This window comes from Limnohabitans sp. 15K (assembly GCF_002778285.1).
GTDB lineage: Bacteria > Pseudomonadota > Gammaproteobacteria > Burkholderiales > Burkholderiaceae_C > Limnohabitans_A.
In genome coordinates this window covers 241,213-263,631 of record NZ_NESM01000003.1, presented here as the reverse complement: position 1 = coordinate 263,631, position 22,419 = coordinate 241,213, and the positions used below count along the sequence as shown (strand labels likewise).

Sequence of the window (22,419 nt, the reverse complement as noted above, 5' to 3'; positions counted from 1 at the left end):
TTTGTGAATGTAGCAAGCACCTGCACTGGCAACTCTGACAGCTCCACCCCTCCCCCCTTATGTCTTGACTCAACAGATTTCTGCCAAGTAAGCTGTTTAGCTAGAAATTAGGTAGGATCTAACGTAGAATTCGTTGCAATCCTTGCCAGTACTAGGGAGTGATACAGGTTCGATTCCTGTCGGGGGCACCAAACGCCATCCAATCCAAATTACCGAATGACCTCAGGCGTGAGCGCCTGGATGGCTTGGTAATTGGTCAAAAACACCCTCCCGTGCAAATGCTGCAAAAAGTGCGTGGTGTTGAGCTTGTCCATCACCGGGCCTTTGATCTCTGAAAAATGCAGTGCAATCCCAGAGTCTTTCATTCGACTGGCAATGGCTTCCAAGCTTTCCAAGGCACTGGCGTCGATGTCGTTCACCGCAGAACATTGCAACACAACATGCTCTAAGCCTGGATGCGCTGCCACCTCGGCGTTGATGCGGTCTTCCACGCCACGGGCGTTGGCGAAAAACAGGCTGGCATCCACCCGCAGGCAGACCAGCTTGGGACTGGTCAACACATTGTGGCGAAGCACATTGCGGAAATGCTCGGTGCCCGGCACCAGCCCCACAGTGGCCATGTGGGGGCGGCTGGCTCGGAACAAAAACAGGGCCAAAGACACCACCACACCCAACACCAAACCCGTTTCCACACCCACCAACAAGGTGGCCAGCAAAGTGGTGGCTACGGCGATGAAGTCGAGTTTGGAGAATCGCCAAGTGGATTTGAAGATGCCAAAGTCGACCAAAGAGAGCACCGCCACGATGATGGTGGCCGCCAGTGTGGCCTGCGGCAGATAGTAAAGCGCAGGGGTTAAAAACAGCGAAGCCAGCGTGATGCCCACCGCCGTGTACACGCCTGCGGCTGGCGTGACAGCGCCGGCATCAAAATTGACCACAGAGCGTGCGAAACCACCGGTCACGGGAAAGCCGCCCGTGAATGCCGCCGACAAGTTGCTGGCACCCAAGGCCACCAACTCTTGGTCAGGTTCAATGCGTTGACGACGTTTGGCGGCCAAGGTTTGGCCCACCGACACCGATTCAACAAACCCCACCACGCTGATGAGCAGCGCTGGCACCCACAGCTCTTGCCACAAAGCCAAGTCCCACAGCGGCGCAGTGAGCGGGGGCAAACCTTGCGGCACCGTGCCCACCAACTTCATGCCTTGGCCTTGCCAGTCCAGCGCCCAAGCCAACGCCGTGGTCAGGGCAATGGCGGCCACGGGACCTGCCTTGGCCAGCACATCGGCCAGCTTGGGTTTGAGGCCTGCAGCAATGAGCAGTGGTTTCAAGCCTTTGCGAACCCAAAACAAAAACACGGTGGCGGCGAAGCCCACACCCAAGGTGAGCAAGTGGAGGTTAGAAGCTTGGTGCATCAGCGCAGACAGCAGCTCTACAAAGTTGTGGCCCTCGGCTTTCACACCCATGAGGGTTTTGATTTGGCTCAAAGCGATCAACAGACCCGAGGCCGAAATAAAACCAGAGATGACTGGGTGGCTTAAAAAATTGGCCAAGAAGCCCAATCTCAAAAACCCCATGATGAGCAACATGCCGCCCGACAAAAATGCCAAAGTGATGGCCACTTGCCAATAAGCATGCGTCCCCGCAGCCGCATGTTCCGCCACCGCAGCAGCGGTCATCAAAGACACGACGGCCACAGGCCCCACCGCCAAGACACGGCTGCTGCCCAACACCGCATAGAGCAGCAAAGGCGCGACGCTGGCATACAAACCCACCTCAGGCGGCAGGCCTGCCAGCAATGCATAGGCCAAGCTTTGCGGGATCAGCATGATGGTGACGATGAGTGCCGCCACCATGTCGTTGGTGAAAGCTTCTCGGTTGTACAGGCGACCCCACACCAGCATGGGAACAGTGGGGAACCATTGTCGCAACGCGGTCATCGGTCCACCACTTCAGCGTTGGGGGAGTCCATCGTGAGGCTCAAGCCGCGTTGAATTTGGCTTTGCGGGGTGCGTGGACAAAACGGTCCATCAACTCAAAGCCCAGCATGCCGACCAACATGGCCACGACAAACACCAGTGCTTTGGGTTGGCCATCGGCCATCGACACCAGGGCCGGGCCAGGGCAAAAACCAGCCAAGCCCCAACCTGCACCAAACAACAAACTGCCAATCACCAGTTTTTTGTCCATGTCCATGTTGGTGGGCAGGCGCATAGCGCCGCCCAAAAAGGTGCTGGTGCGTTTTTTGGCCACGGTGAAAGCGAAAAAGCCGACCATGATGGCGCCGCCCATCACCAGTGCCAAGGAAGGGTCCCAAGTGCCAAAGAGGTCAAGAAAGCCCATGACTTTGCCGGGGTCGGTCATGCCCGAGAGCATGAGGCCCAAGCCAAACAGCAGACCAACGACAAATTCAGCGATGCGGTGGAGGTGGTTTTTGTTAAGCATGTTGATTTCCTTAGAGGATGTGACGCAGCACGTAGACCATGACAAAGCCGGCACCCATGAAAGACAGGGTGGCCACCAAGGAGCGGGGTGACAGACGAGACAAACCACACACACCATGACCACTGGTGCAACCAGAGGCATAGCGGGTGCCGATGCCCACCAGCAAACCGGCAGCAATCACCATCCAGTCAGACGCGTCAATGCGCGGGGCGGTGATGTACTGCGCGGGCACCACGGCGTGAAAAACCGTGGGTGCGGCAAACATACCCAGGAGAAATGCAACACGCCAAGTGGCGTCGCCCACTTTAGGTGGCAGCAGCCCACCCAAAATGCCGCTGATGCCCAAGATGCGTCCGTTGACCAAGATGAAGATGGCCGAGGCCACCCCCAAAATGATGCCGCCGACGAGAGAGGCGAAAGGCGTGAAATGTGCCCAATCGATGTTCATGCTGATGCTCCTTCTTGTGGTCCACAAAATTGTTCGAATAAAACGGTCATGACCGCCAGCGCTTGGGGGCTGGCGATTTGGTAGTAAATGTTTTTGCCATCGCGGCGGGTGGTGACAAGCTCTTCGTCGCGGAGTACCGTCAGCTGCTGCGACAGGGTGGGCTGCACGATGCCCAAGAGCTCTTCCAACTCGCCCACACGCTTTTCGCCTTGAGACAGTTGGCACAGCAGCATCAAGCGGTCCGGGTTGGAGAGGACTTTCATCAGACGGCAAGCATGGCCGGCTGAAGTTTTCATTTTTTCAAGGTCCAGGGTGTTGGTGTCCATGGGCGGGTTTTCCTGCTTTTCAATTAAGGATGGTAAATTATATTGACAAACAAACTATTAGTCAATATACTATTGAAAACTTAATTCAAAGGGCTTTGCGATGAATACCGCCACTGTCACCCCCCAAGTCCACGGCATTTTTGACCCCGCTACCTGGACCGTCACTTATGTGGTCTACGAAAAACCGGGGGCCGCTTGCGCCATCATTGATTCGGTGTTGGACTACGACCCCAAGTCGGGCCGCACCAGCCACAAGTCAGCGGACAAGGTGATTGAGTTTGTCAAAGCCAAGGATCTGAAGGTGGCCTGGATTCTTGAAACCCATGCCCACGCCGATCACCTGAGCGCCGCCCCTTACCTGAAACAACACTTGGGTGGCCAAACCGCCATCGGTGACCACATTGGTGGCGTGCAAAAAGTGTTCAAGGGCATCTTCAACATGGAAGACAGCTTCAAGGTTGACGGGTCGCAGTTCGACCATCTGTTCGCCGAGGAAGAGGCCATCACCATTGGCAACCTGACAGGCAGCACTCTGTTCGTGCCGGGCCACACACCCGCTTGTGTGGCTTATCAATTTGGCGATGCCGTTTTTGTGGGCGACACCCTGTTCATGCCCGATGTGGGCACCGCACGTTGCGACTTTCCCGGTGGCGACGCCAAAACCTTGTACGCCTCGACACGCAAAATTTTGAGCTTGCCGCCCCAGACCCGGTTGTTCATGTGCCACGACTACCCGCCCAATGGCCGCTCGGTGAATTTTGAAACGACTGTGGCCGAACAAAAAGCCAAGAACATCCATGTGCACGACGGCATTGGTGAGGCCGAGTTTGTCGAGATGCGCACAAAGCGAGACGCTACTTTGGAAATGCCGGTGCTGATCCTGCCTGCGGTGCAAATCAACATCCGCGCTGGCGAGTTGCCGCCCAAGGAAGACAACGGCATTGCCTACGTCAAAATTCCTTTGAACGCCCTTTGATCGGCACCCGCTCCCAATCGGTGCGATTTTTTTATTTGGCCCCCGCCAGAATCCAAGCGGCCAGTGTTTTGGCATCTACTTCGCTCAACGCGGATTGAGCGGGCATGGGCACAGGGCCCCATTTCCCGGCACCACCGGCCTTGATGCTGTTGGCCAAATTGGCCACGGCATCTTTCTGGCCTGCATATTTTTTGGCAACGTCTTGATAGGAAGGTCCCACCAATTTCCTGTCAACAGCATGGCAAGACATGCAGGCATTTTTCTTGGCCAGATCAGCGCTGGCGAAGGCAGGGGACATGGTCAACGCGTAAAAAGCGATGGTCGAATAAATCAGTTTCATCTGAACTCCCAATAGAAAAGTGCCATCAAAGTATCAGCAGGTCATCCGTTCTCGATGCACCCTTGTTGTCGCGCCAAAAAACGGAAAGTTTATCGCCCAATTTGGCGCTTTTGAGGTTGAACTGCAGGTAAGGATGGCGGGCAACACCCGGGCCCCAATCTGCGGTCATGACCTCTTTGGCGTTGTGGCTGATGACCACCCTGTCAATGTGCCAAGCCATCACCACCTTGCCTGCAGCGTTTTTGCGTTGCCCTGATTCCATTTCGTGGGCCATGCGCATGCGCACCAAGGCAGACTCGCCTTGAATTTGGGTGCGGATTTTGGTCGGCTCGGTCGCCCGTTTGGCCTCCACATCGTCCACCGTGTCGGATGTGCCGCCACAACTGCCCAGCACCACTTTGACTTCTTTCTTGGCGTAAAAAGCACGTCCATCGTTCAAAAGCACCAGGCCGTAAACCACCGAGGTCTGCGCCATCTTGATGTGCATGGTCAAAGACGAACCCACGCCCTCGGTCAACTTGATCACCGCAGCCAAAGGGACAGGGTTTTTTTCGACAAACAACGCAAAGCTGCTGACACCCGACAAGCTGGTGCTGATGTCCATGGGCACAGATGCCCCGTTTTCAGCGTAATCCAGCGTGTTGAGTTTCACATCTGCGCTGAGTGTCAGGGATTTAGCACCCAGAGCTTTGGCAACCTCTGCCAGGGTTTTGCGTTCAAAAACGGGTGAGCTTGCACCCACCCAGGAAGGCCAAACTGTGGCAGCCAAGCCCGCACTGAGGCCAGCCGCCTGCTGCAAGCATTCGCGTCGAGAGTAAAGGGTCACGGTCGTCACATCAAGCCAGTGTGTCAGCCCAAATGTTTTGCGCCCAAGCCCAAGCGTAAACACCTTCCAGTTCGTTGGCAGCGCTCGAGACACCCCCTGAACCTGGCACGGTCAGCATGGTTTTCTTCTCCGCGTCATAACGGTGCACGCTGGCCACATGCACCACATCTTTGGTGCTGACATAGCTGTAGCAGGTGTTGTTGTAAATGGGCATGGGGTTGACCTCTTTGCCCATCAACAAGGCAATGACCGCTGCCGCACAGGTCTTGCCGTGCTGGTTGGCCATGTGGCCCGACTTGGGCATGCCAGGCGCGATCTGGATCGCGTCGCCCAAAACGTGCACGTTTTGGGCGGCTTTGGATTCGAAGGTGAGGAAATCCACTTCGCACCAGCGCTTGTTGGCCGTGGCCAGACCCGCGTTGACAGCGATGTCACCAGCGCGCATGGTCGGAATCACGTTGAGCACGTTGGCCTTGATGTCGTCGTTGAACTCAAACTTCAAGGTGTTGGTGGCCGCGTCGACATCGGTCACGTTGTGTTTGTTGCGGTATTCGATGATGCCGTTGTAGCGCTCGGCCCAGGCTTTTTTGAACAGCGGACCTTTGGAAGTCACGTCGTCGTTGGCGTCCAAGATCAACACCTTGCTCTTGGGCTTGGCCTTGCTGAAGTAGTCGGCCACCTGGCAAGCGCGCTCGTAAGGACCGGGAGGGCAGCGGTAAGGGGCCAGCGGGATGGACATGGCAAACACGCCGCCGTCGGGCATGGCTTCGAGTTGCTTGCGCAGGGTGACGGTTTGTTCGCCGGCTTTCCAAGCGTGCATGACTTTGTCTTTGGCACCGGCCTTGTTCATGCCAGGCAAGGTTTCCCACATGAAGTCCACGCCGGGTGAGACGATCAAGCGGTCATAAGTCAGCTCGGCGCCACCCGCCAACTTGACAATGCGCTTGTCGGCATCGATGGTGTTGACGCGGTCTTTGATGACTTTGACACCGTGGCGCTTGGTCAGGTTGTCATAAGGCGTGGTGATCTCGGTGATGGTTTTGCTGCCCCCAATGACCAAGTTGGACATGGGGCAAGAGATGAAGGCATCGCTGGGTTCAACCAAGGTGACCTGGATCTTGTGCTCGGACCACATGCGCAGGTATTTGGCAGCCGTGGCACCCGAGTAACCCCCGCCGATGACCACCACTTTGGGACCGCTTCCACCACCCACGGTGGCACAACCCGAAACCAGACCCATCGCGCCCAATGCGGAGCCCGTTTGCAAAAATTGACGACGTTGCATGACCTTGTTTCCTTATTTCTTTTGTGCAGCAAAGTAAGCGGCAATGGCAACAATCTGCTGATCCGAGTAGCCCTTGGCCAACTGGTGCATGATGGTCGCCGCGGGCATGCGCCCTGCTTTGAAGTCCTGCATTTTTTGGACGGTGACCTCTTGGGGCAGGCCCGCCAAGCTGATCATGCCGGGCTGCGCTTGGCCGTTCGTGCCATGGCAAGCAGCGCAAGAAGCCGCCCAACTGCGCGCTTGCAAAGCCTCCGAAGACTGTGCCTGCGCCAAACCTGCCGTTGAAATCAACGCGCCGGTCAATAACCATAATTGAAAGTTCATAAGGGCTCCAAACGGGATAGGTGGTGTTGGGGACAGATTGTGCCGATTTTTACCCTCTATTTAACCAACGAATAGTTGTTTGTTTATTCACAAACAAAGCTAAGAACACCGCCTAAGATGCCGTGATGCAATCCACCCATACTTTCAGGCAGCGGCTGTTCCTCATCTTGGAGCTTCAGAGCCACAAAGACAAAAAACTGGCTTGGTTGTTTTCTTGGCTGTTGACCCTGATGGTGCTGGGCAATGTGTTGGCGGTGATCTTGGAGTCTGTGCCGTCGATCGAATCGCGATACGGTTCCTACTTGGTGTTTTTTGATACTTTTTCAGTGGCATTTTTCAGCATGGAATACCTGCTGCGTGTTTGGACTGCAGCGGATCGAAACCTGCAGACACACACCACAGAAATCCGCCGCCGCTGGGCTTATGTACTCAGTTTTCACGGCTTGGTGGATTTGCTGGCCATCTTGCCTTTCTTTTTGCAGGCCTTTTTGCCGGGTCTGGACCTGCGTTTTTTGCGTGTCGTCCGGATCATGCGCATCCTGAAGTTGTCGCATTACTCCACGGCCCTGGAAGACCTGTTGGCCTCTATTTACGCCGAAAGAGACGCTTTCATCTCGGCGCTTTACCTGCTGGCCTTGTCCATCCTCATCACATCATGCTTGATGTATTTTGCCGAACACGCCTTGCAGCCCGACAAACTGGGCACCATTCCCGATGCCATGTGGTGGTCCATCGTCACCATCACCACGGTGGGCTATGGCGATGTGACGCCCGTCTCCCCTTGGGGCAAAGTGATCGGCGCGTTCACGGCCTTGTCGGGGGTTTTCACAGTGGCCTTGTTGACCGGCATTGTGGCTTCGGCCTTTGCCACCCGGGTGCGTACGCATGAGTTGGAGTTCATCACTGAAGTGGAAGAACTGCTCAAAGACGGTCAAGTGGACGCCAAAGAACAGCGCACCATTGAACATTTGCGCCGTGAATTCAGCATCACCGAAGACCATGCCCGAGCCATCGTGCGGCAAATCTTGGAAGAAAAATCGCTGATGAATCCAGGCCGTTCAAAACCCTGATGGACCGGGCCCACCCCGCCTGAAGTTTGTCAGTGGGCGGACGGGCGCAAAGTACGGCTGAGCAAGATCACCGGGATCAAACCCACCAACACCAGCGCCAGCGATGGCAAAGCCGCTTCGCCCAAGCGTTCGTCGCGCGCCAATTGGTAGGCCACCACGGCCAAGGTGTCGCTGTTGAAAGGGCGCAGCACCATGGTGGCAGGCAGCTCCTTCATCACGTCCACAAACACCAGCAGCATGGCCGCCCAAGTGGTGCGCTGCAGCAGCGGGGCATGCACCCTGCGCATCAGGCCCCAGCCCGTCACGCCCAACATGCGGGCCGAATCGTCCAAACTGGCCGGAATGCGGGCATAGCCGCTTTGTACCGACTGCAAGGCCACTGCGCAAAAACGCACCAGATAGGCCCAAACCAAGCCCAAAGACGTGGCGGTGATCCATGCGCCGGCTGACGATGCTGGCCAGGTTTGCTGAATCCAGCCCAAGGGCAAAAGCAAACCCACCACCACCACGGCGCCGGGAATGGCGTAACCCAGCCCCACCAGCTGAATGGCCCATAGGCTGATGCGGTTGGCCCGGGTGCGCACGGTGAAAGACAGTGCCATCGCCACACCCACAGCCAGCACGGCCGTTACCGCGCCCAAGCGCAAGCTGGTCCAAGCCCACTGGCCAAAGCGCTCCCAAGGCATTTCGCTGGTTTCGCCCACAAAAGCCCGCAACATGATGAGCACCGGCAGCACAAAACCCAGCAGCACCGGTAAACCGCACACGCCCCAAGCCAGCCAACGGTGCAGGCCTTGAAGCTGCAGGGGCTGTGACTCTGCAGAGCCCTGACGCGAGCCGCGACCTTGGTTAAAGCGCATGCGCTTTTGGGCACGCTGCTCCAGCCGCAACAAAACCACCACCACCGCCAACAGCACCGTGGCCAGCTGGGCCGCGGCGATGCGGTTGTCCATGGACAACCAAGCTTTGTAAATGCCCGCTGTAAAGGTCTGGATGCCAAAGTAACTGGACACGCCAAAGTCGGCCAAAGTTTCCATGAGCGCGAGTGCCACACCCGCAGCCACAGCGGGGCGGGCGAGCGGCAAGGCGATCTCGCGAATGCGGCGGGACAAAGGGGCACCCAGCAGGCGGGCTGCTTCCATCAGGCCAGAAGCCCGCTCGACCAAGGCGGTGCGGGCCAACAAATACACATACGGGTAAAGCGAGAGCGTGAACACCAGCGCCGCCCCCCAGACGCTGCGCACATCGGGCCACAATCGCCCTTGCAATCCCAACGCCTCGCGCAAAGCCACCTGGAGCGGCCCGCTGAACTGCAAAAAATCGGTGTAGGCATAGGCCACCACATAAGCCGGCATCGCCAAAGGCAAGAGCAGCAACCACTCCAAAACGCCGCGCCCCGGAAAATCAAACAGCGTCACCAGCGCCGCCGTGGCCAAGCCCAACAGGGTCACACCCACCGCCACCATCAGGCAAAGACCCAGTGTGGTGAGCGCGTAATCGGGCAACACAGTGCGGGCCATCTCCAACAACAGATTGGCGCTTTCGCCACCCCATTGCAGCCACGAACCCAATACGGCCAAGACCGGCATGGCCAAAGCCAGCGCCAGCAGGGCCAAAAACAAGGAGGGGAGACCCGATAAACGGCGGGTCAAGGTGGTCAACATAGTCTTCGATTGTAGGAGCGCAGGCCAACCTGCCTACAATCCAGAGCATGTTTCTAGAACTGCGTCAACTGGACATCCAATACCCCGGGAGCACCGTGCCTGCGGTGCAGGGCGTCAGCCTGAGCCTAAAGGCTGGCGACATTGGGGTCTTGATTGGGCCTTCGGGTTGCGGCAAGACCACTTTGCTCAGGGCAGTCGCGGGTCTGGAGCCAGTGTCGGGCGGGCAAATCTTGCTGTCTGACAGGGTCGTCAGTGACAACGCCCACACCGAACCGGCTGAGCGCCGCCGCATCGGCATGGTGTTCCAGGATTACGCGCTGTTTCCCCACATGGACGTGGGCAGCAACGTCGGTTTTGGTCTGGCGCAACTGTCCAAAGCCGAACGCCAACAGCGTGTGGCCGAGGTGCTGACTTTGGTCGGACTGGAAGGTTCTGACAAACGCTTCCCCCATGAACTGTCGGGTGGCCAACAACAACGGGTGGCCCTGGCCCGAGCGTTGGCCCCAAGGCCCGATTTGCTGCTGCTGGACGAGCCGTTTTCCAACCTGGATGTGGACCTGCGCGAACGCCTGGCCCACGAAGTGCGCAACATCTTGAAGGCGGCCAAAGCCACGGCCTTGCTCGTCACCCACGACCAATTGGAAGCATTTGCCATTGGCGACGTGATCGGTGTGATGAACCAAGGCCAGCTGCACCAATGGGACGATGCCTACAGCCTGTACCACCGACCGGCCACCCGCTTTGTGGCCGACTTCATTGGGCACGGCGTTTTCACGCCCGCCACGCTGCGAGAAGTGGACGGGCATATTTTGGTCAGCACCCCCGTGGGCGAGCTGCGCGATGTGGGTGAATGCCCCCTGCCCTGCGCTTTTGAAGGCGGCCAATGTGATGTGCTGCTGCGGGCGGACGACATCGTGCACGACGACGATGCCCCCGTGAAAGCGCAAATTGTTCGCAAAACTTTTCGCGGCTCCGAGTTTTTGTACACCCTGCGCTTGGCCACGGGCGAGCAGCTCATGGCCCATGTGCCCAGTCACCATGACCACAAGCTGGGCGAATGGATTGGCATTCGCGCCGAAGTGGACCATGTGGTCACCTTCAACCGCGCCTGTCCGGTCACCGACCGGGACCTGTGCCAGATGCCTTGCGCCAAGGCCGAGGCTTGCGAGCACACCGAGCCTCAGTACCAACCCGTCAAATTCACCTGAATGCCACGCTGACGGCTTCGGCCCCAGTCATCAGGCCAGCAGCCCCGTTTGAGCCATCACCGCACGCAGTAGTAATAGAGCTCGTGTGCACGCACTTCGCTTTCCGTGCGGATCGGTGAAGGGTTGGGCAAATCGGGGGCCAACACCATTTTGTTGGCCAAGGCCCAAGTACGACCGACGGTGCGAATGCCTTGGTTCCAATCCCCCAAATTGGCCATGAACTCGTATTCTTCTGCTGTGGGCAAGCGCGCCTGAATGCCTTTGCAGGTCCGCTCTGCGGCTTCCGCACTTCGGGTGTGGCTGATGGGCACACCGGGCGCACCCACCAACTCCAATGTCCGGCTGCCCATCTGAACTTTGGAGGGGAACTGGGTGTGCTGGAATTCGGCGAACAACTGGCTGCTGATGGCCCGCATGACCTGCTCTGGCCGGCCAATCGCTTGGTAGTTGTAGGTTCTGCCGGAGGTGACCTGGATGTGCAAGGTCACCACCAAATCGCCTTTGCACGAGGGTGCATAAGAATAGGTGCCCCAGGCCATGGCATTGAGTTGGCCCAACATGCTGGCATCCAAATAACCCTGGCGTTTTTCTTCACGCAAGTCACGGGCCAAAGCAAAAATCGGTGCCGGATTGAAGAAGGTGATGTTGCGGTTGCGTGGCTGCCGCTGGGTGTACTGCGCGTCCAAAGAGGCTTTGAGGCTGCCCTCCAGCAGCGTGTCCATGCCTTTACCGGCACTGGCGCGCTCACGATTTTGTTGGGTGTAGCGGTCCAGCGCGTTGATCAAGTCGATCAACTGGGCCGGGTCAGCCCCCGCATTGAGCAAGGTCACCAGTTGTTGGCTTAACTTTTTCTGGCTCTCTTGTGCGGTGCTGCCGTAGGCTTCTTGGAACTGGCAAAGGTCTTGCCCTTTGATGAAGGGCACGGTTTGCCAAACCGTGATGGGGCTGTAGTGATCCGCCCAGACCGGTAGGCAAAACAACAGTGCAATGAAGCCAATGAATTTCATGCGGGGTCTCAATCTAGAAAACCGAAAAAACTGGTAAGAATTTTCATCAGATTATCAATCTTAGTGGGCTGTTCGCGGTGATCCAGCGCACCCATTCATCCGGCGATTTACAAAAACAAGAACTCAGACCATGATGACCACCTTGATGAAAACAAAATAGCTCAAGGTGATGCGATGCTGGACAAGCTCAACAACCGATCCCCGATGGCTGCCGTGGACGATGCGCCGGTCGTGCAGTGGGTTCAGCAACTGCTGGAGCAAGCGGTCGCACTCAAAGCGTCTGACCTGCACTTTGAGCCTTATGAACACCATTACCGCGTGCGCATGCGCATCGATGGTGAGCTGCGTGAAGTGGCCACGCCGCCAGCGGCTTTGAAAGACCGCCTTGCCTCGCGCATCAAAGTGTTGTCACGGTTGGACATTGCCGAAAAGCGCTTGCCGCAAGACGGTCGCATGAAACTGGTGTTGGCCAGCGAACGCGCGCTCGATTTGAGGGTGAGCACCTTGCCGACCTTGTTCGGCGAAAAGTTGGTGATCCGGGTGCTCGATACCGCTCAAGCCCAGCTCGATTTGACGCAACTGGGGTATGAGCCAGAAGACCTGGCCCGCCTGGTGGAGGCGATTCACCGACCCCACGGCATGGTGCTGGTGACCGGGCCGACAGGCTCTGGCAAAACACAATCGCTTTACGCTTGTTTGAACCGGCTCAACACCGCCGAAGTCAACATTGCCACGGTGGAAGACCCCTGTGAAATCCAGCTCCAAGGCATCAACCAGGTGAATGTGCAGGACAAGCCGGGGCTGACATTTGCCATCGCCTTGCGGGCTTTTTTGAGGCAAGACCCTGATATTTTGATGGTGGGCGAAGTGCGCGACTTGGAGACGGCCAACATCGCCATTCAGGCGTCACAAACGGGCCATTTGGTGCTGTCGACCTTGCACACCAACGACGCCCCCAGCACCTTGGTGCGTTTGCGCAACATGGGCACAGCCGCCTACAACATCGCGGCCAGCGTGACCCTGATCACAGCGCAACGCTTGGTGCGCTGCTTGTGCCCGCTGTGCAAAGTGCCCGTGAGTTTGCCAGCCGATGTGTGCTTGCAAGCGGGTTGGCCTGCCCAATGGCTGACCGGGCCAACGGTGGATGCGTACCAACCGGTCGGCTGTGCGCACTGCCACAAAGGCTTCGCCGGACGCACCGGGATCTTTCAAGTCATGCCCGTCAGCGCAGACATGCAACACCTCATTTTGCAAGAGGCTGGCAGCCAAGCGATGGGCGAACTGGCCCAACGCGAAGGGGTCAGCACACTGCGGCTGGCTGGGCTGCGCAAAGTCCTGCAAGGTGTGACCTCACTGGACGAGGTGTTGGCCAATACCCGGTCCGGCGCATGAGCCAGCCCATTCCATTCGCTTGGCAAGGGCGAGACGCTCAGGGCCGCAAACAGCAGGGCCGGCTAAAGGCCCCCAGCGCTGGCCTGGCCCGGGCCCAATTGCGCAGGCAGGGTGTCATGCAGGTGCGGCTGCAGCGGCTGTGGTGGGACCGCCTGCCCCGCGTGCGCCCTAACGAACTGTCGCTCATGACCCGGCAACTCGCGGCCCTGCTTCGGGCTGGTGTGCCGCTGCTGCAGTCTCTGGACATGTTGTCACGCAGCCTGCCTTCTTTGGCCTTGAACGAAGTGATGCAACAGGTGCACAACGATGTGGCCTCGGGGACGGCCTTGCACGATGCCTTGGCCAAGCACCCAGCGCAGTTCTCCGGGCTTTACATCAGCATGGTGCAAGCAGGCGAGTCGGCCGGCATTTTGGACACCATGATCGAACGCTTGGCGCACACCTTGGAGAAGAACGAAGCCCTGCGCTCGCGGGTGCGATCGGCACTCATGTACCCCATGGCGGTGCTGGGCGTGGCCATGGCGGTGTTGGTGCTGATTTTGGTGTGGGTGGTGCCCGTGTTAGAAGATGTGTTCAAGTCCTTCGGGGCCGAGTTGCCCTGGCCCACCCAAATGGTGGTGGCACTGAGCGAGGGACTGAGCTCGTCGGGCCCACTGGCGCTGGTGCTGGTTTTAGCCGGGCTGGGGTGGTGGCTGCCTGCACAGCAAAAAACCACACCCAGCACCGCCCGAATTCGGCTTTGGCGGGACCGCTGGTTGCTCAAGCTACCCGTCTTCGGGGCGCTACTGGAAACGGCTGTGGTGGCCCGCTGGGCACAGACTTTGTCGGCCTTGCTGGCGGCAGGTGTGCCTTTGACCGAGGCCTTGGAACCTGTGGCCCAGGCCTGCGATCAGGCGGTCTATGGGCGCTTGACTTTGCAGCTGCAAAGGCAAGTGGCACAGGGCAGCCGCCTGAGCGAGGGCATGGCCCAGAGCGGGCGCTTTGCCCCCATGATTGTGCAACTGTGCGCCACGGGTGAAGAGACCGGTTCGATGGACCATTTGCTGGCACGGGCAGGCGCTTTGATGGAAACCGAACTCGACGACCGGGTCAATGGCTTGTCCAGTTTGCTGGAACCTTTGATCATCGTGGTGCTGGGCAGTCTGATTGGCGGTATTCTTGTGGCCATGTATTTGCCAATTTTTCGCTTGGGTCAGGTCTTTTGAGATGAGCCTGGACCTCTTTTCCTGGACCTTGGTGGTCTTGCTGGGCTTGGCCATTGGCAGCTTTTTGAACGTGGTGATTCACCGCCTGCCCCGCATGATGGAAGCGCAATGGGCTGCAGAGATGGCACAAGACGCCCAAGCCTCGTCTGAAGGCCCTTACAACATCGCTGTGCCCCACTCGCATTGCCCGCACTGCCAGCACGAACTGTCCTGGACGGAAAACATCCCCGTGCTCAGCTATGTGTGGCTCAAAGGCCGATGCAAACAATGCCACACCCCCATTGGTTGGCGCTACCCCGCCATAGAAATTTTGTGTGCGGTCTTGTTTGCATGGGTTTTTGCCCAGCATGGCCTGAGCGCCAGAGCCTTGGCATGGGCCGGATTTGCCGCGGCGCTGGTCGCTTTGGCGGCGATCGACGCCGACACCACCCTGTTACCCGATGCCATCACCCAGCCTTTGGTGTGGTCCGGTTTGCTGGCCGCGAGCTTGGGGCTCAGCCAAGTGAGCCTGAGCACCGCGCTTTGGGGGGCTGTGGTGGGCTATTTGTTTTTGTGGTCGGTGTATTGGCTGTTCAGGCTCATCACCGGCAAAGAAGGCATGGGCCAAGGTGACTTCAAACTGCTGGCGGCTTTAGGCGCTTGGCTGGGTTGGCCCGCCTTGCTCTCGCTGGTCTTGATCGCGTCTCTCACGGGTGTGGCCTATGGCCTTTACTTGCGCTGGCGCCAACGCATGCCGCAAGACGGTCAGATGCCCTTTGGGCCCTTTTTGGCTTTGGCGGGTCTGTGGGTCATGGCTTTAGGCCCCCTGCCTTTCATTCAGGTTTAAAACATGAACACCCCACACATTTGGCGCTTGGGCCTCACAGGCGGTATTGGCAGTGGCAAAAGCACTGTGGCGGGCATGTTGGCCGCCAAAGGGGCCGCCGTGATCGATGCCGATGCGATTTCGCGCAGCTTGACCGCCCCAGGCGGACGGGCCATGGCCGCGATTGCACAAACTTTTGGGCCACACATGGTCGATGCCCAAGGCGCGATGGACCGGCAAGCCATGCGCGATGTGGTGTTTCAAAACCCCCAGGCCAAACAACAGCTGGAAGCCATCATCCACCCGCTGGTCAGCCAGCTCACCGCAGAGCAAGCACATGCGGCGGTGCAAAGTGGTCATCGCGTGCTGGTGTTTGACGTGCCTCTTTTGGTCGAATCGGGCGAACGCTGGCGAAAACAAGTCGACCGGGTGATCGTGGTGGACTGCGATGCCCAAACCCAGCGGCAACGGGTCACGGCCCGCAGTGGCTTGGCCGTTGAAGAGATTGACCGGATCATCGCCTTGCAAGCCCCCCGTGCGCAGCGTCTGGCCTGTGCCGACCAGGTGATCTTCAACCAGGGCCTGAGTCTGGCCGAATTAGAGGCCCAAGTGGCTCAAGTGGCCGCTGACTTCGGGCTATGATGGCGGCACTGGAAGACGCCGCGTGATACTGTACGAATACCCTTTTAACGAACGCATCCGCACTTACCTGCGCTTGCAACAACTGTTCAACCGCCTGGGCCAATTGATGGCCCGCAGCGAGGCCTTGGACCACCACTTTGCGCTGACCACTTTGTTCGAGATCATCGAAGTGGCTTCGCGCTCGGAACTCAAATCCGATGTACTCAAAGACCTGGATCGCCAAAAGCAACTCTACAACGGCTACCGCGGCAACCCCGCCATCTCGGAAAAAGCCTTGGACGGCCTGATCGCCCAGCTCGACGAGCACTTTGAAGCACTCAACCAGGTCAGCGGCAAGATTGGCCAAGGCCTGAGCGACAACGATTTTCTGATGGCCTTACGTAGCCGTGCCGTGATCCCGGGCGGCACTTGCGAATTTGACCTGCCGGCCTACCACGCTTGGCAGCACCACGATGCCGCCAGCCGTGCCCAAGACCTGTCGCAATGGGTAGCACCGTTTGGCCCCTTGGCCCAAGCCGTGAAGCTGCTGCTGCAAATGCTGCGCGAATCGGGCAGCAGTCAGAAAGTCATGGCCACAGCCGGTCAGCTGCAACAAAACTTGCCGCAAGGACGCACTTTCCAATTGCTGCGGCTGAAAATTGATCCCTCATTGGGCATCACCCCTGAAATCAGCTGCAACCGCTTGTTGGTGGTCATTCGCATGATGCAGCAGCAGGCCGATGGCAAATTGCTGGCCACCACCGACGATGTGCCTTTTGAGATGTCTTTGTGCGCATGAGCGACTCGAACCAGCCCCAAGCCTTCGAACCCCGCAAAGTGCGCTGCCCTGCCTGCGCAGGCACCAGCCTTTACAGCCCTAAAAACCCCTACCGACCGTTTTGCAGCGCCCGCTGCAAAGGCGTGGACTTGGGGGCCTGGGCCAGCGAAGAGTTCAAGCTGCCCGACGAAACCCCGCCCGACGAGACTTTTGGCGATCCACGTTTGCAGTGAGAAGCCCGAAACCCGTTGGGTTTCAATCGTGTGTGGCGTCTGTGAACTGGCGCTCTTCGGCCAGCCAAGAGAGCACGGGAATGGTGCCCGGCAGCACCGGCGTCACAGCCACGGGCAGCAACTGCCAAGCGTGTGATTGCGCTTCGCGCATTTGCAACTCACCCTGCCAGTCCCACACCTTACAAAAGTGCAGTCGCACCAGCGCGTGTGGGTAATCGACCATCTGGGTTTTCCAGACTTGGGCGGCACCGATGGTGATGCCCAATTCTTCTTGCAACTCGCGGCGAAGGGCTTGCTCAACCGATTCGCCCACTTCGAGTTTGCCGCCCGGGAATTCCCAGTAACCTGCATAGACCTTCCCTTCGGGGCGAGAGGTCAGCAAAAACTGGCCATCGGCTTGCAACAGTACACCCACGGCCACATCGACCACGGCACGCTCGGCCTGGCCTGCGCTCAGGTCTTCGCGTGCGCGTTCGCCATCGGCGACCAGCAAACCTGCGTTCATGCGGGGTCTGCTTGGCGGCCCATCATGTCCCGCGCAAACTGGTAGGCCACACGACCACTGCGCGAACCGCGCTCCAAAGCCCAGAGCAACGCATCAGGGCGGGCAGCGTCGATTTGCGCGGGCGTGGCACCCAGAGCGCTGAGCCACTGGCCGGCGATGGTCAGGTACTCGTCTTGGGAGAAGGGGTAGAAACTGATCCACAAGCCAAAGCGCTCGGACAGAGAAATTTTCTCTTCCACGCCCTCACCCGGGTGAACCTCGCCGTCGTCGGTGTGTTTGTAGGTGAGGTTCTCGCTCATGTACTCGGGCAAAAGGTGGCGGCGGTTGCTGGTGGCGTACACCAGCACATTGGGGGTCGAAGCCGCCACGGTGCCGTCCAGAATCGACTTGAGCGCTTTGTAGCCCGGCTCGCCGTCTTCAAAGCTCAAATCGTCGCAATAGACCACAAACTTTTCGGGGCGACCCGCCACCACTTCGATGATGTCAGGCAGGTCGGTCAGGTCTTCTTTGTCGACCTCAATCAAACGCAGGCCTTGCGGGGCGTAAGTGTTCAGGCAGGCCTTGATCAAAGAGGATTTGCCGGTGCCGCGTGCGCCCGTGAGCAGCACGTTGTTGGCCGGGCGGCCGTGCACAAACTGCTCGGTGTTGCGCTGGAGCTTTTCCTTTTGGTCGTCGATTTCTTTGAGGTCAGCCAGCGTCATGGCCGCCACATGGCGCACCGGCTCCAGCACACCGTGACCTGACGAGCGCTTGCGGTAGCGCCAAGCAATGGCCTGCGTCCAGTCGGGGGCCGATAAGGGTTGGGGCAAGACCGATTCGATGCGGTCCACCAGCTGGCTGACTTTGGCCAGCAGTTGGTCCAGAGCTGAAGAAGCAGGAGAGTTCATGAACGGTAATCCGCGTTGATGGTGACGTATTCGTGGCTCAGGTCGCAGGTCCACACGGTGTCGCTGGCGGTGCCGCGGCCCAGGCCCACGCGCACGGTGATCTCGCTCCCCTTCATGACACGCTGACCGTCTTCTTCGCGGTACTCGGCGCGGCGTCCACCTTGCGAAACCACATGCACATCGTCCAGGTGCAGCTCAATCAAAGCTTGGTCCAGGTCTTCAATACCGGCGTATCCCACGGCCGCCAGAATGCGGCCCAGGTTGGGGTCACTGGCAAAGAAAGCGGTTTTGACCAAGGGTGAATGCGCAATCGCATAAGCCACTTGACGGCATTCCTCGCCCGTGCGGCCGCCTTCGACCTGCACCGTGATGAACTTGGTGGCGCCCTCGCCATCACGCACGATGGCGTGCGCCAATTGGCGGGCCACTTGCATCAAGCCCTTCACCAAGGCCTGGCCGTCTGCGCTGTCCAAGGCATTGATCTGAGCGTTGCCCGCCTTGTGCGTGGCGATCAGGATGAAGGAATCGTTCGTCGAGGTGTCGCCGTCGATGGTGATGCGGTTGAACGAACCATCGGCCAGTTGTTTGGCCAAAGCGGGCAGCAAGCCCGGATCGATGCACGCGTCGGTGGCCACAAAGCCGAGCATGGTGGCCATGTTGGGGCGGATCATGCCCGCGCCCTTGCTGATGCCGGAGATGCTCACTGTTTTGCCGCCCAATTGCACCTGCACGCTCGCCGCTTTGGGCACGGTGTCGGTGGTCATGATGCCTTCGGCCGCTTGAGCCCATTGGGCGGCTTGCGCGTTGGCCAGTGCAGCAGGCATGCCTGCGACGATGCGGTCCACGGGCAGCGGCTCCATGATCACGCCCGTTGAAAACGGCAACACTTGTGCGGGCGTGCATTGCATCAAACTGGCCATGGCCTCACAGGTTTGGCGTGCATGGGCCAAACCGGGTGCACCCGTGCCCGCATTGGCATTGCCCGTGTTGATGACCAGCGCACGCACGGCACTTCCTGCGGCCAAGTGCTCGCGGCAAACTTGAACAGGCGCGGCGCAAAAACGGTTGCGTGTGAGCACACCCGCAACGCTGGTGCCTTCGTCCAGCAAAAACACGGTGAGGTCTTTGCGGTTGGCTTTGCGAACACCCGCTTCGGCAACACCGATGCGCACGCCCGCAATGGGGCTGAGTTGGGCGGGATCCAGAGGAGGCAGGTTCACAGGCATGGTGGTCCTTTGAAAAAAACGTTTCGGGTTTCACACAAACAAAACGGGCCGAAGCCCGTTTCATCCGCGCAGCCCGTTCAAGCCAGTTTGCCGTGGCACTGCTTGAACTTCTTGCCGCTGCCGCAAGGGCAGGGTTCGTTGCGACCCACTTGGCCAAAGGCTTCTTGCAAACTGGCCAAATCTGCCGAGACGGTTTGCGGATCACCCGACTCATCCGGAGCGGTGTAGGTCACGTTGCTGATCTGCTCAGCACGCTCTTCAATGGCTTGGGCCGCTTGCTCGATCTGATCACCCGAATCGATGCGCACGGTCATCAAAGTGCGGGTCACTTCGTTTTTGACGGCATCGAGCAACTGGCCAAACAACTCAAACGCCTCGCGTTTGTATTCCTGCTTGGGCTGCTTTTGAGCGTAACCGCGCAGGTGAATGCCTTGGCGCAGGTAGTCGAGCGAACTCAGGTGTTCACGCCAATGGGTGTCGATGCTTTGCAACAAAATCATGCGCTCAAACGAGGTGAAGTTGTCTGCACCCACAGCGTCCAACTTGGCTTGGAAATGGGCGTTGGCCGCACCGACCACCGTCTCGAGAATCTCTTCGTCGGTGATGGCATTGGAGGCTTGCACTTGGCCGCGCAAATCCAGCGTCAGCTGCCATTCTTCGGCCAAGGCTTTTTCCAAACTGGCCAAGTCCCACTGCTCTTCCACCGTTTCAGCGGGCACGAATTGGCGCACCAAATCGCTGAAGCAACCTTCACGCAGCGAGGCAATTTGGCCGTTCAGGTCTTGTGCATCCAAGATGTCGTTGCGCTGCTGGTAAATCACCTTGCGCTGGTCATTCGAGACATCGTCGTATTCCAGCAATTGCTTGCGGACATCGAAGTTGCGCGACTCCACCTTGCGCTGGGCGCTTTCGATGCTGCGCGTGACGATGCCCGCTTCAATGGCTTCGCCCTCGGGCATTTTCAGGCGGTCCATGATGGAGCGCACACGGTCACCCGCGAAAATGCGCATCAGCGGATCGTCCAGGCTCAAATAAAAGCGCGATGAACCTGGGTCACCCTGACGGCCCGAACGGCCACGCAACTGGTTGTCGATGCGGCGTGATTCGTGACGCTCGGTGGCGATGATGCGCAGACCGCCCAAGGCTTTGACCTGTTCGTGCACCACTTTCCATTGCTCACGCAATTGCGTCACGCGGGCTTGCTTGGCTTCTTCTGAAAGGCTTTCGTCGGCTTCCACCGCCTGGATGTCTTTTTCGATGTTGCCGCCCAGCACGATGTCGGTACCTCGACCGGCCATGTTGGTCGCAATCGTGATCATGCCGGGACGCCCGGCTTGGGCCACGATGTCCGCCTCACGCGCGTGTTGCTTGGCGTTCAGCACTTGGTGTGGCAGTTTCTCTTGTGTCAGCAACTGTGCAATCAACTCGGAGTTTTCGATCGAGGTAGTGCCCACGAGCACAGGCTGCCCGCGCTCATGGCATTCGCGGATGTCGGCGATCGCGGCCGTGTAACGTTCTTGCGAGGTCTTGTAAACACGGTCCAACTGGTCTTCGCGCTGGCTCTTGCGGTGCGGCGGAACAACCACGGTCTCGAGGCCGTAGATCTCCTGGAACTCATAAGCCTCGGTATCGGCCGTACCGGTCATGCCGCCGATCTTGTTGTAGAGGCGGAAATAGTTCTGGAAGGTGATAGAAGCCAAGGTCTGGTTTTCGGCCTGAATTTGCACGCCCTCTTTGGCCTCAACGGCTTGGTGCAGGCCATCGCTCCAGCGGCGACCGGTCATCAAGCGGCCCGTGAACTCGTCCACGATGACGATTTCGCCCTCTTGCACCACGTAATGCTGGTCGCGGTGGTACAAATGCTGCGCACGCAATGCAGCATTGAGGTGGTGCATCAAGGTGATGTTGGCGGGGTCGTAAAGGCTTGCGCCTTCCGGAATCATGCCCAACTGTGCCAACACCGATTCGGCTTTTTCGTGGCCTTGTTCGGTCAAGAAAATTTGGTGCGCTTTTTCGTCCAGCGTGAAGTCACCCGGTGTGATCACGCCCTCACCGGTGCGGGGATCGGCTTCGCCTTCTTGGCGGGTGAGCAAGGGCACGACCTGTTTCATCGACAGGTACGTGGCAGTGTGGTCTTCAGCTTGACCACTGATGATCAAAGGCGTGCGGGCCTCGTCGATCAAGATCGAGTCCACCTCGTCGATGATGGCGTAATTCAACGGGCGCTGAACGCGGTCATGGGCTTCATAAACCATGTTGTCGCGCAGGTAATCAAAGCCGTATTCGTTGTTGGTGCCGTAGGTGATGTCCGAGTTGTAAGCCGCTTGCTTTTCTTCACGCGACATTTGGGCCAAGTTGATGCCCACCGACAAGCCGAGGAAGTTGAACAGCTTGCCCATCCAACGCGCATCGCGGCTGGCCAAGTAGTCGTTCACGGTGACCACATGCACGCCTTTGCCCGCCAAAGCGTTGAGGTAGGCTGGCAGCGTGGACGTCAGCGTTTTGCCTTCGCCAGTGCGCATTTCGGCCACTTTGCCGTTGTGCAAAGCGATACCGCCCGCCAACTGCACATCAAAGTGACGCATCTTCATCACGCGCTTGGAGCCTTCGCGAACTACTGCGAAGGCTTCTGGCAGCATCGCGTCAAGTGTTTCGCCAGCTGTAAATCGCTCGCGGAAGTTTTGGGTCTTGGCGCGCAATTCATCGTCACTGATGGACTCCAGCCCGGCTTCCAGTGCGTTGATCCGCTCCACGGTTTTGCGGTACTGCTTGAGCAGGCGGTCATTGCGACTGCCGAAAATTTTGGTGAGGAATGGGATGGCCATGTCTACGAGATCTTCTCTCAGCC

Annotated in this window: 22 protein-coding genes and 1 pseudogene; 9 read left to right on the top strand and 14 right to left on the bottom strand. The window is 58.6% G+C overall.

The features are described 5' to 3' along the window. Positions 1 to 209: 209 nt before the first annotated feature. Genes B9Z40_RS12480 through B9Z40_RS12465 form a run of 4 tightly spaced genes read right to left on the bottom strand, consistent with a single transcriptional unit; the run spans position 210 to position 3,219 of the window. Positions 210 to 1,940: a SulP family inorganic anion transporter gene (locus B9Z40_RS12480; protein WP_100173677.1), complete on the bottom strand. Its 1,731-nt coding sequence runs from the start codon at positions 1,938 to 1,940 to the stop codon at positions 210 to 212. A 40-nt stretch (positions 1,941 to 1,980) separates the two neighbouring features. Then, positions 1,981 to 2,445 (bottom strand): DUF6691 family protein, encoded by a 465-nt coding sequence (locus B9Z40_RS12475; RefSeq protein ID WP_100173676.1) that lies wholly within the window; start codon positions 2,443 to 2,445, stop codon positions 1,981 to 1,983. Between the two features lie 10 nt (positions 2,446 to 2,455). After that, positions 2,456 to 2,893, bottom strand: a complete 438-nt coding sequence (locus tag B9Z40_RS12470) for a YeeE/YedE family protein (RefSeq protein WP_100173675.1) — start codon at positions 2,891 to 2,893, stop codon at positions 2,456 to 2,458. Next, a complete protein-coding gene (locus tag B9Z40_RS12465; RefSeq protein ID WP_100173674.1) occupies positions 2,890 to 3,219 on the bottom strand; it encodes a helix-turn-helix transcriptional regulator in 330 nt (109 codons plus the stop codon). Before B9Z40_RS12465 ends, B9Z40_RS12470 begins: the two co-directional genes overlap by 4 nt. A gap of 100 nt (positions 3,220 to 3,319) precedes the next feature. On the opposite strand from B9Z40_RS12465, the gene B9Z40_RS12460 reads away from it, so the two are divergent. Then, positions 3,320 to 4,195 carry an MBL fold metallo-hydrolase gene (locus tag B9Z40_RS12460; RefSeq protein ID WP_100173673.1) on the top strand — a complete coding sequence of 292 codons (876 nt, stop codon included), beginning with the start codon at positions 3,320 to 3,322 and terminating at the stop codon, positions 4,193 to 4,195. A gap of 31 nt (positions 4,196 to 4,226) precedes the next feature. Here the strand turns inward: B9Z40_RS12460 and B9Z40_RS12455 are convergent, their stop codons facing one another. From B9Z40_RS12455 to B9Z40_RS12440, 4 genes are read right to left on the bottom strand one after another with little or no spacing between them, the layout of a single operon-like run. Then, positions 4,227 to 4,535, bottom strand: a complete 309-nt coding sequence (locus tag B9Z40_RS12455) for a c-type cytochrome (protein ID WP_100173672.1) — start codon at positions 4,533 to 4,535, stop codon at positions 4,227 to 4,229. A 25-nt stretch (positions 4,536 to 4,560) separates the two neighbouring features. Next, the gene (gene soxZ, locus B9Z40_RS17435; RefSeq protein ID WP_369823449.1) at positions 4,561 to 5,370 is read right to left on the bottom strand and encodes a thiosulfate oxidation carrier complex protein SoxZ; all 810 of its coding nucleotides are present in this window, start codon (positions 5,368 to 5,370) and stop codon (positions 4,561 to 4,563) included. Between the two features lies 1 nt (position 5,371). Next, a complete protein-coding gene (locus tag B9Z40_RS12445) occupies positions 5,372 to 6,646 on the bottom strand; it encodes an FCSD flavin-binding domain-containing protein (protein WP_100173670.1) in 1,275 nt (424 codons plus the stop codon). Between the two features lie 12 nt (positions 6,647 to 6,658). Then, positions 6,659 to 6,970 carry a c-type cytochrome gene (locus tag B9Z40_RS12440; RefSeq protein ID WP_100173669.1) on the bottom strand — a complete coding sequence of 104 codons (312 nt, stop codon included), beginning with the start codon at positions 6,968 to 6,970 and terminating at the stop codon, positions 6,659 to 6,661. Positions 6,971 to 7,095: 125 nt separating this feature from the next. Between B9Z40_RS12440 and B9Z40_RS12435 the strand changes: the two genes are divergently transcribed. Then, positions 7,096 to 8,040: an ion transporter gene (locus tag B9Z40_RS12435; protein ID WP_100173860.1), complete on the top strand. Its 945-nt coding sequence runs from the start codon at positions 7,096 to 7,098 to the stop codon at positions 8,038 to 8,040. 29 nt (positions 8,041 to 8,069) lie between these two features. On the opposite strand, the gene B9Z40_RS12430 is transcribed toward B9Z40_RS12435, so the two are convergent. Further along, complete coding sequence (locus B9Z40_RS12430) at positions 8,070 to 9,704, bottom strand: iron ABC transporter permease (RefSeq protein WP_100173668.1); 1,635 nt, start codon at positions 9,702 to 9,704, stop codon at positions 8,070 to 8,072. Between the two features lie 47 nt (positions 9,705 to 9,751). On the opposite strand from B9Z40_RS12430, the gene B9Z40_RS12425 reads away from it, so the two are divergent. Next, the gene (locus B9Z40_RS12425) at positions 9,752 to 10,912 is read left to right on the top strand and encodes an ABC transporter ATP-binding protein (RefSeq protein ID WP_100173667.1); all 1,161 of its coding nucleotides are present in this window, start codon (positions 9,752 to 9,754) and stop codon (positions 10,910 to 10,912) included. Between the two features lie 56 nt (positions 10,913 to 10,968). Here the strand turns inward: B9Z40_RS12425 and B9Z40_RS12420 are convergent, their stop codons facing one another. Then, positions 10,969 to 11,919: a hypothetical protein gene (locus B9Z40_RS12420; protein ID WP_100173666.1), complete on the bottom strand. Its 951-nt coding sequence runs from the start codon at positions 11,917 to 11,919 to the stop codon at positions 10,969 to 10,971. A gap of 165 nt (positions 11,920 to 12,084) precedes the next feature. Between B9Z40_RS12420 and B9Z40_RS12415 the strand changes: the two are divergent. From B9Z40_RS12415 to B9Z40_RS12390, 6 genes and pseudogenes are all read left to right on the top strand, one after another. Next, a pseudogene (locus B9Z40_RS12415) lies at positions 12,085 to 13,311 on the top strand (GspE/PulE family protein); the annotation flags it as partial. Further along, positions 13,308 to 14,516: a type II secretion system F family protein gene (locus tag B9Z40_RS12410; RefSeq protein WP_100173664.1), complete on the top strand. Its 1,209-nt coding sequence runs from the start codon at positions 13,308 to 13,310 to the stop codon at positions 14,514 to 14,516. The pseudogene B9Z40_RS12415 and the gene B9Z40_RS12410, both read left to right, overlap by 4 nt. 1 nt (position 14,517) lies before the next feature. Next, positions 14,518 to 15,342, top strand: coding sequence for an A24 family peptidase (locus B9Z40_RS12405; protein ID WP_100173663.1), 825 nt, complete (start codon positions 14,518 to 14,520; stop codon positions 15,340 to 15,342). 3 nt (positions 15,343 to 15,345) lie between these two features. Next, the gene (gene coaE / locus B9Z40_RS12400) at positions 15,346 to 15,963 is read left to right on the top strand and encodes a dephospho-CoA kinase (RefSeq protein ID WP_100173662.1); all 618 of its coding nucleotides are present in this window, start codon (positions 15,346 to 15,348) and stop codon (positions 15,961 to 15,963) included. 22 nt (positions 15,964 to 15,985) lie between these two features. Continuing rightward, positions 15,986 to 16,741, top strand: coding sequence for a cell division protein ZapD (gene zapD, locus B9Z40_RS12395; RefSeq protein WP_100173661.1), 756 nt, complete (start codon positions 15,986 to 15,988; stop codon positions 16,739 to 16,741). After that, positions 16,738 to 16,953, top strand: a complete 216-nt coding sequence (locus tag B9Z40_RS12390; protein WP_100173660.1) for a DNA gyrase inhibitor YacG — start codon at positions 16,738 to 16,740, stop codon at positions 16,951 to 16,953. The genes zapD and B9Z40_RS12390 overlap by 4 nt, the downstream gene beginning before the upstream one ends. 22 nt (positions 16,954 to 16,975) lie before the next feature. On the opposite strand, the gene B9Z40_RS12385 is transcribed toward B9Z40_RS12390, so the two are convergent. The 4 genes from B9Z40_RS12385 to secA all read right to left on the bottom strand — a co-directional run bounded on the left by B9Z40_RS12385 (position 16,976) and on the right by secA (position 22,396). Beyond that, positions 16,976 to 17,458: an NUDIX domain-containing protein gene (locus B9Z40_RS12385; RefSeq protein ID WP_100173659.1), complete on the bottom strand. Its 483-nt coding sequence runs from the start codon at positions 17,456 to 17,458 to the stop codon at positions 16,976 to 16,978. After that, positions 17,455 to 18,345 (bottom strand): ATP-binding protein, encoded by an 891-nt coding sequence (locus tag B9Z40_RS12380; RefSeq protein WP_100173658.1) that lies wholly within the window; start codon positions 18,343 to 18,345, stop codon positions 17,455 to 17,457. The genes B9Z40_RS12385 and B9Z40_RS12380 overlap by 4 nt, the downstream gene beginning before the upstream one ends. Beyond that, a complete protein-coding gene (argJ, locus tag B9Z40_RS12375) occupies positions 18,342 to 19,571 on the bottom strand; it encodes a bifunctional glutamate N-acetyltransferase/amino-acid acetyltransferase ArgJ (RefSeq protein WP_100173657.1) in 1,230 nt (409 codons plus the stop codon). The genes B9Z40_RS12380 and argJ overlap by 4 nt, the downstream gene beginning before the upstream one ends. Positions 19,572 to 19,648: 77 nt before the next feature. Next, positions 19,649 to 22,396, bottom strand: a complete 2,748-nt coding sequence (gene secA / locus B9Z40_RS12370) for a preprotein translocase subunit SecA (RefSeq protein ID WP_100173656.1) — start codon at positions 22,394 to 22,396, stop codon at positions 19,649 to 19,651. Positions 22,397 to 22,419 lie beyond the last annotated feature (23 nt).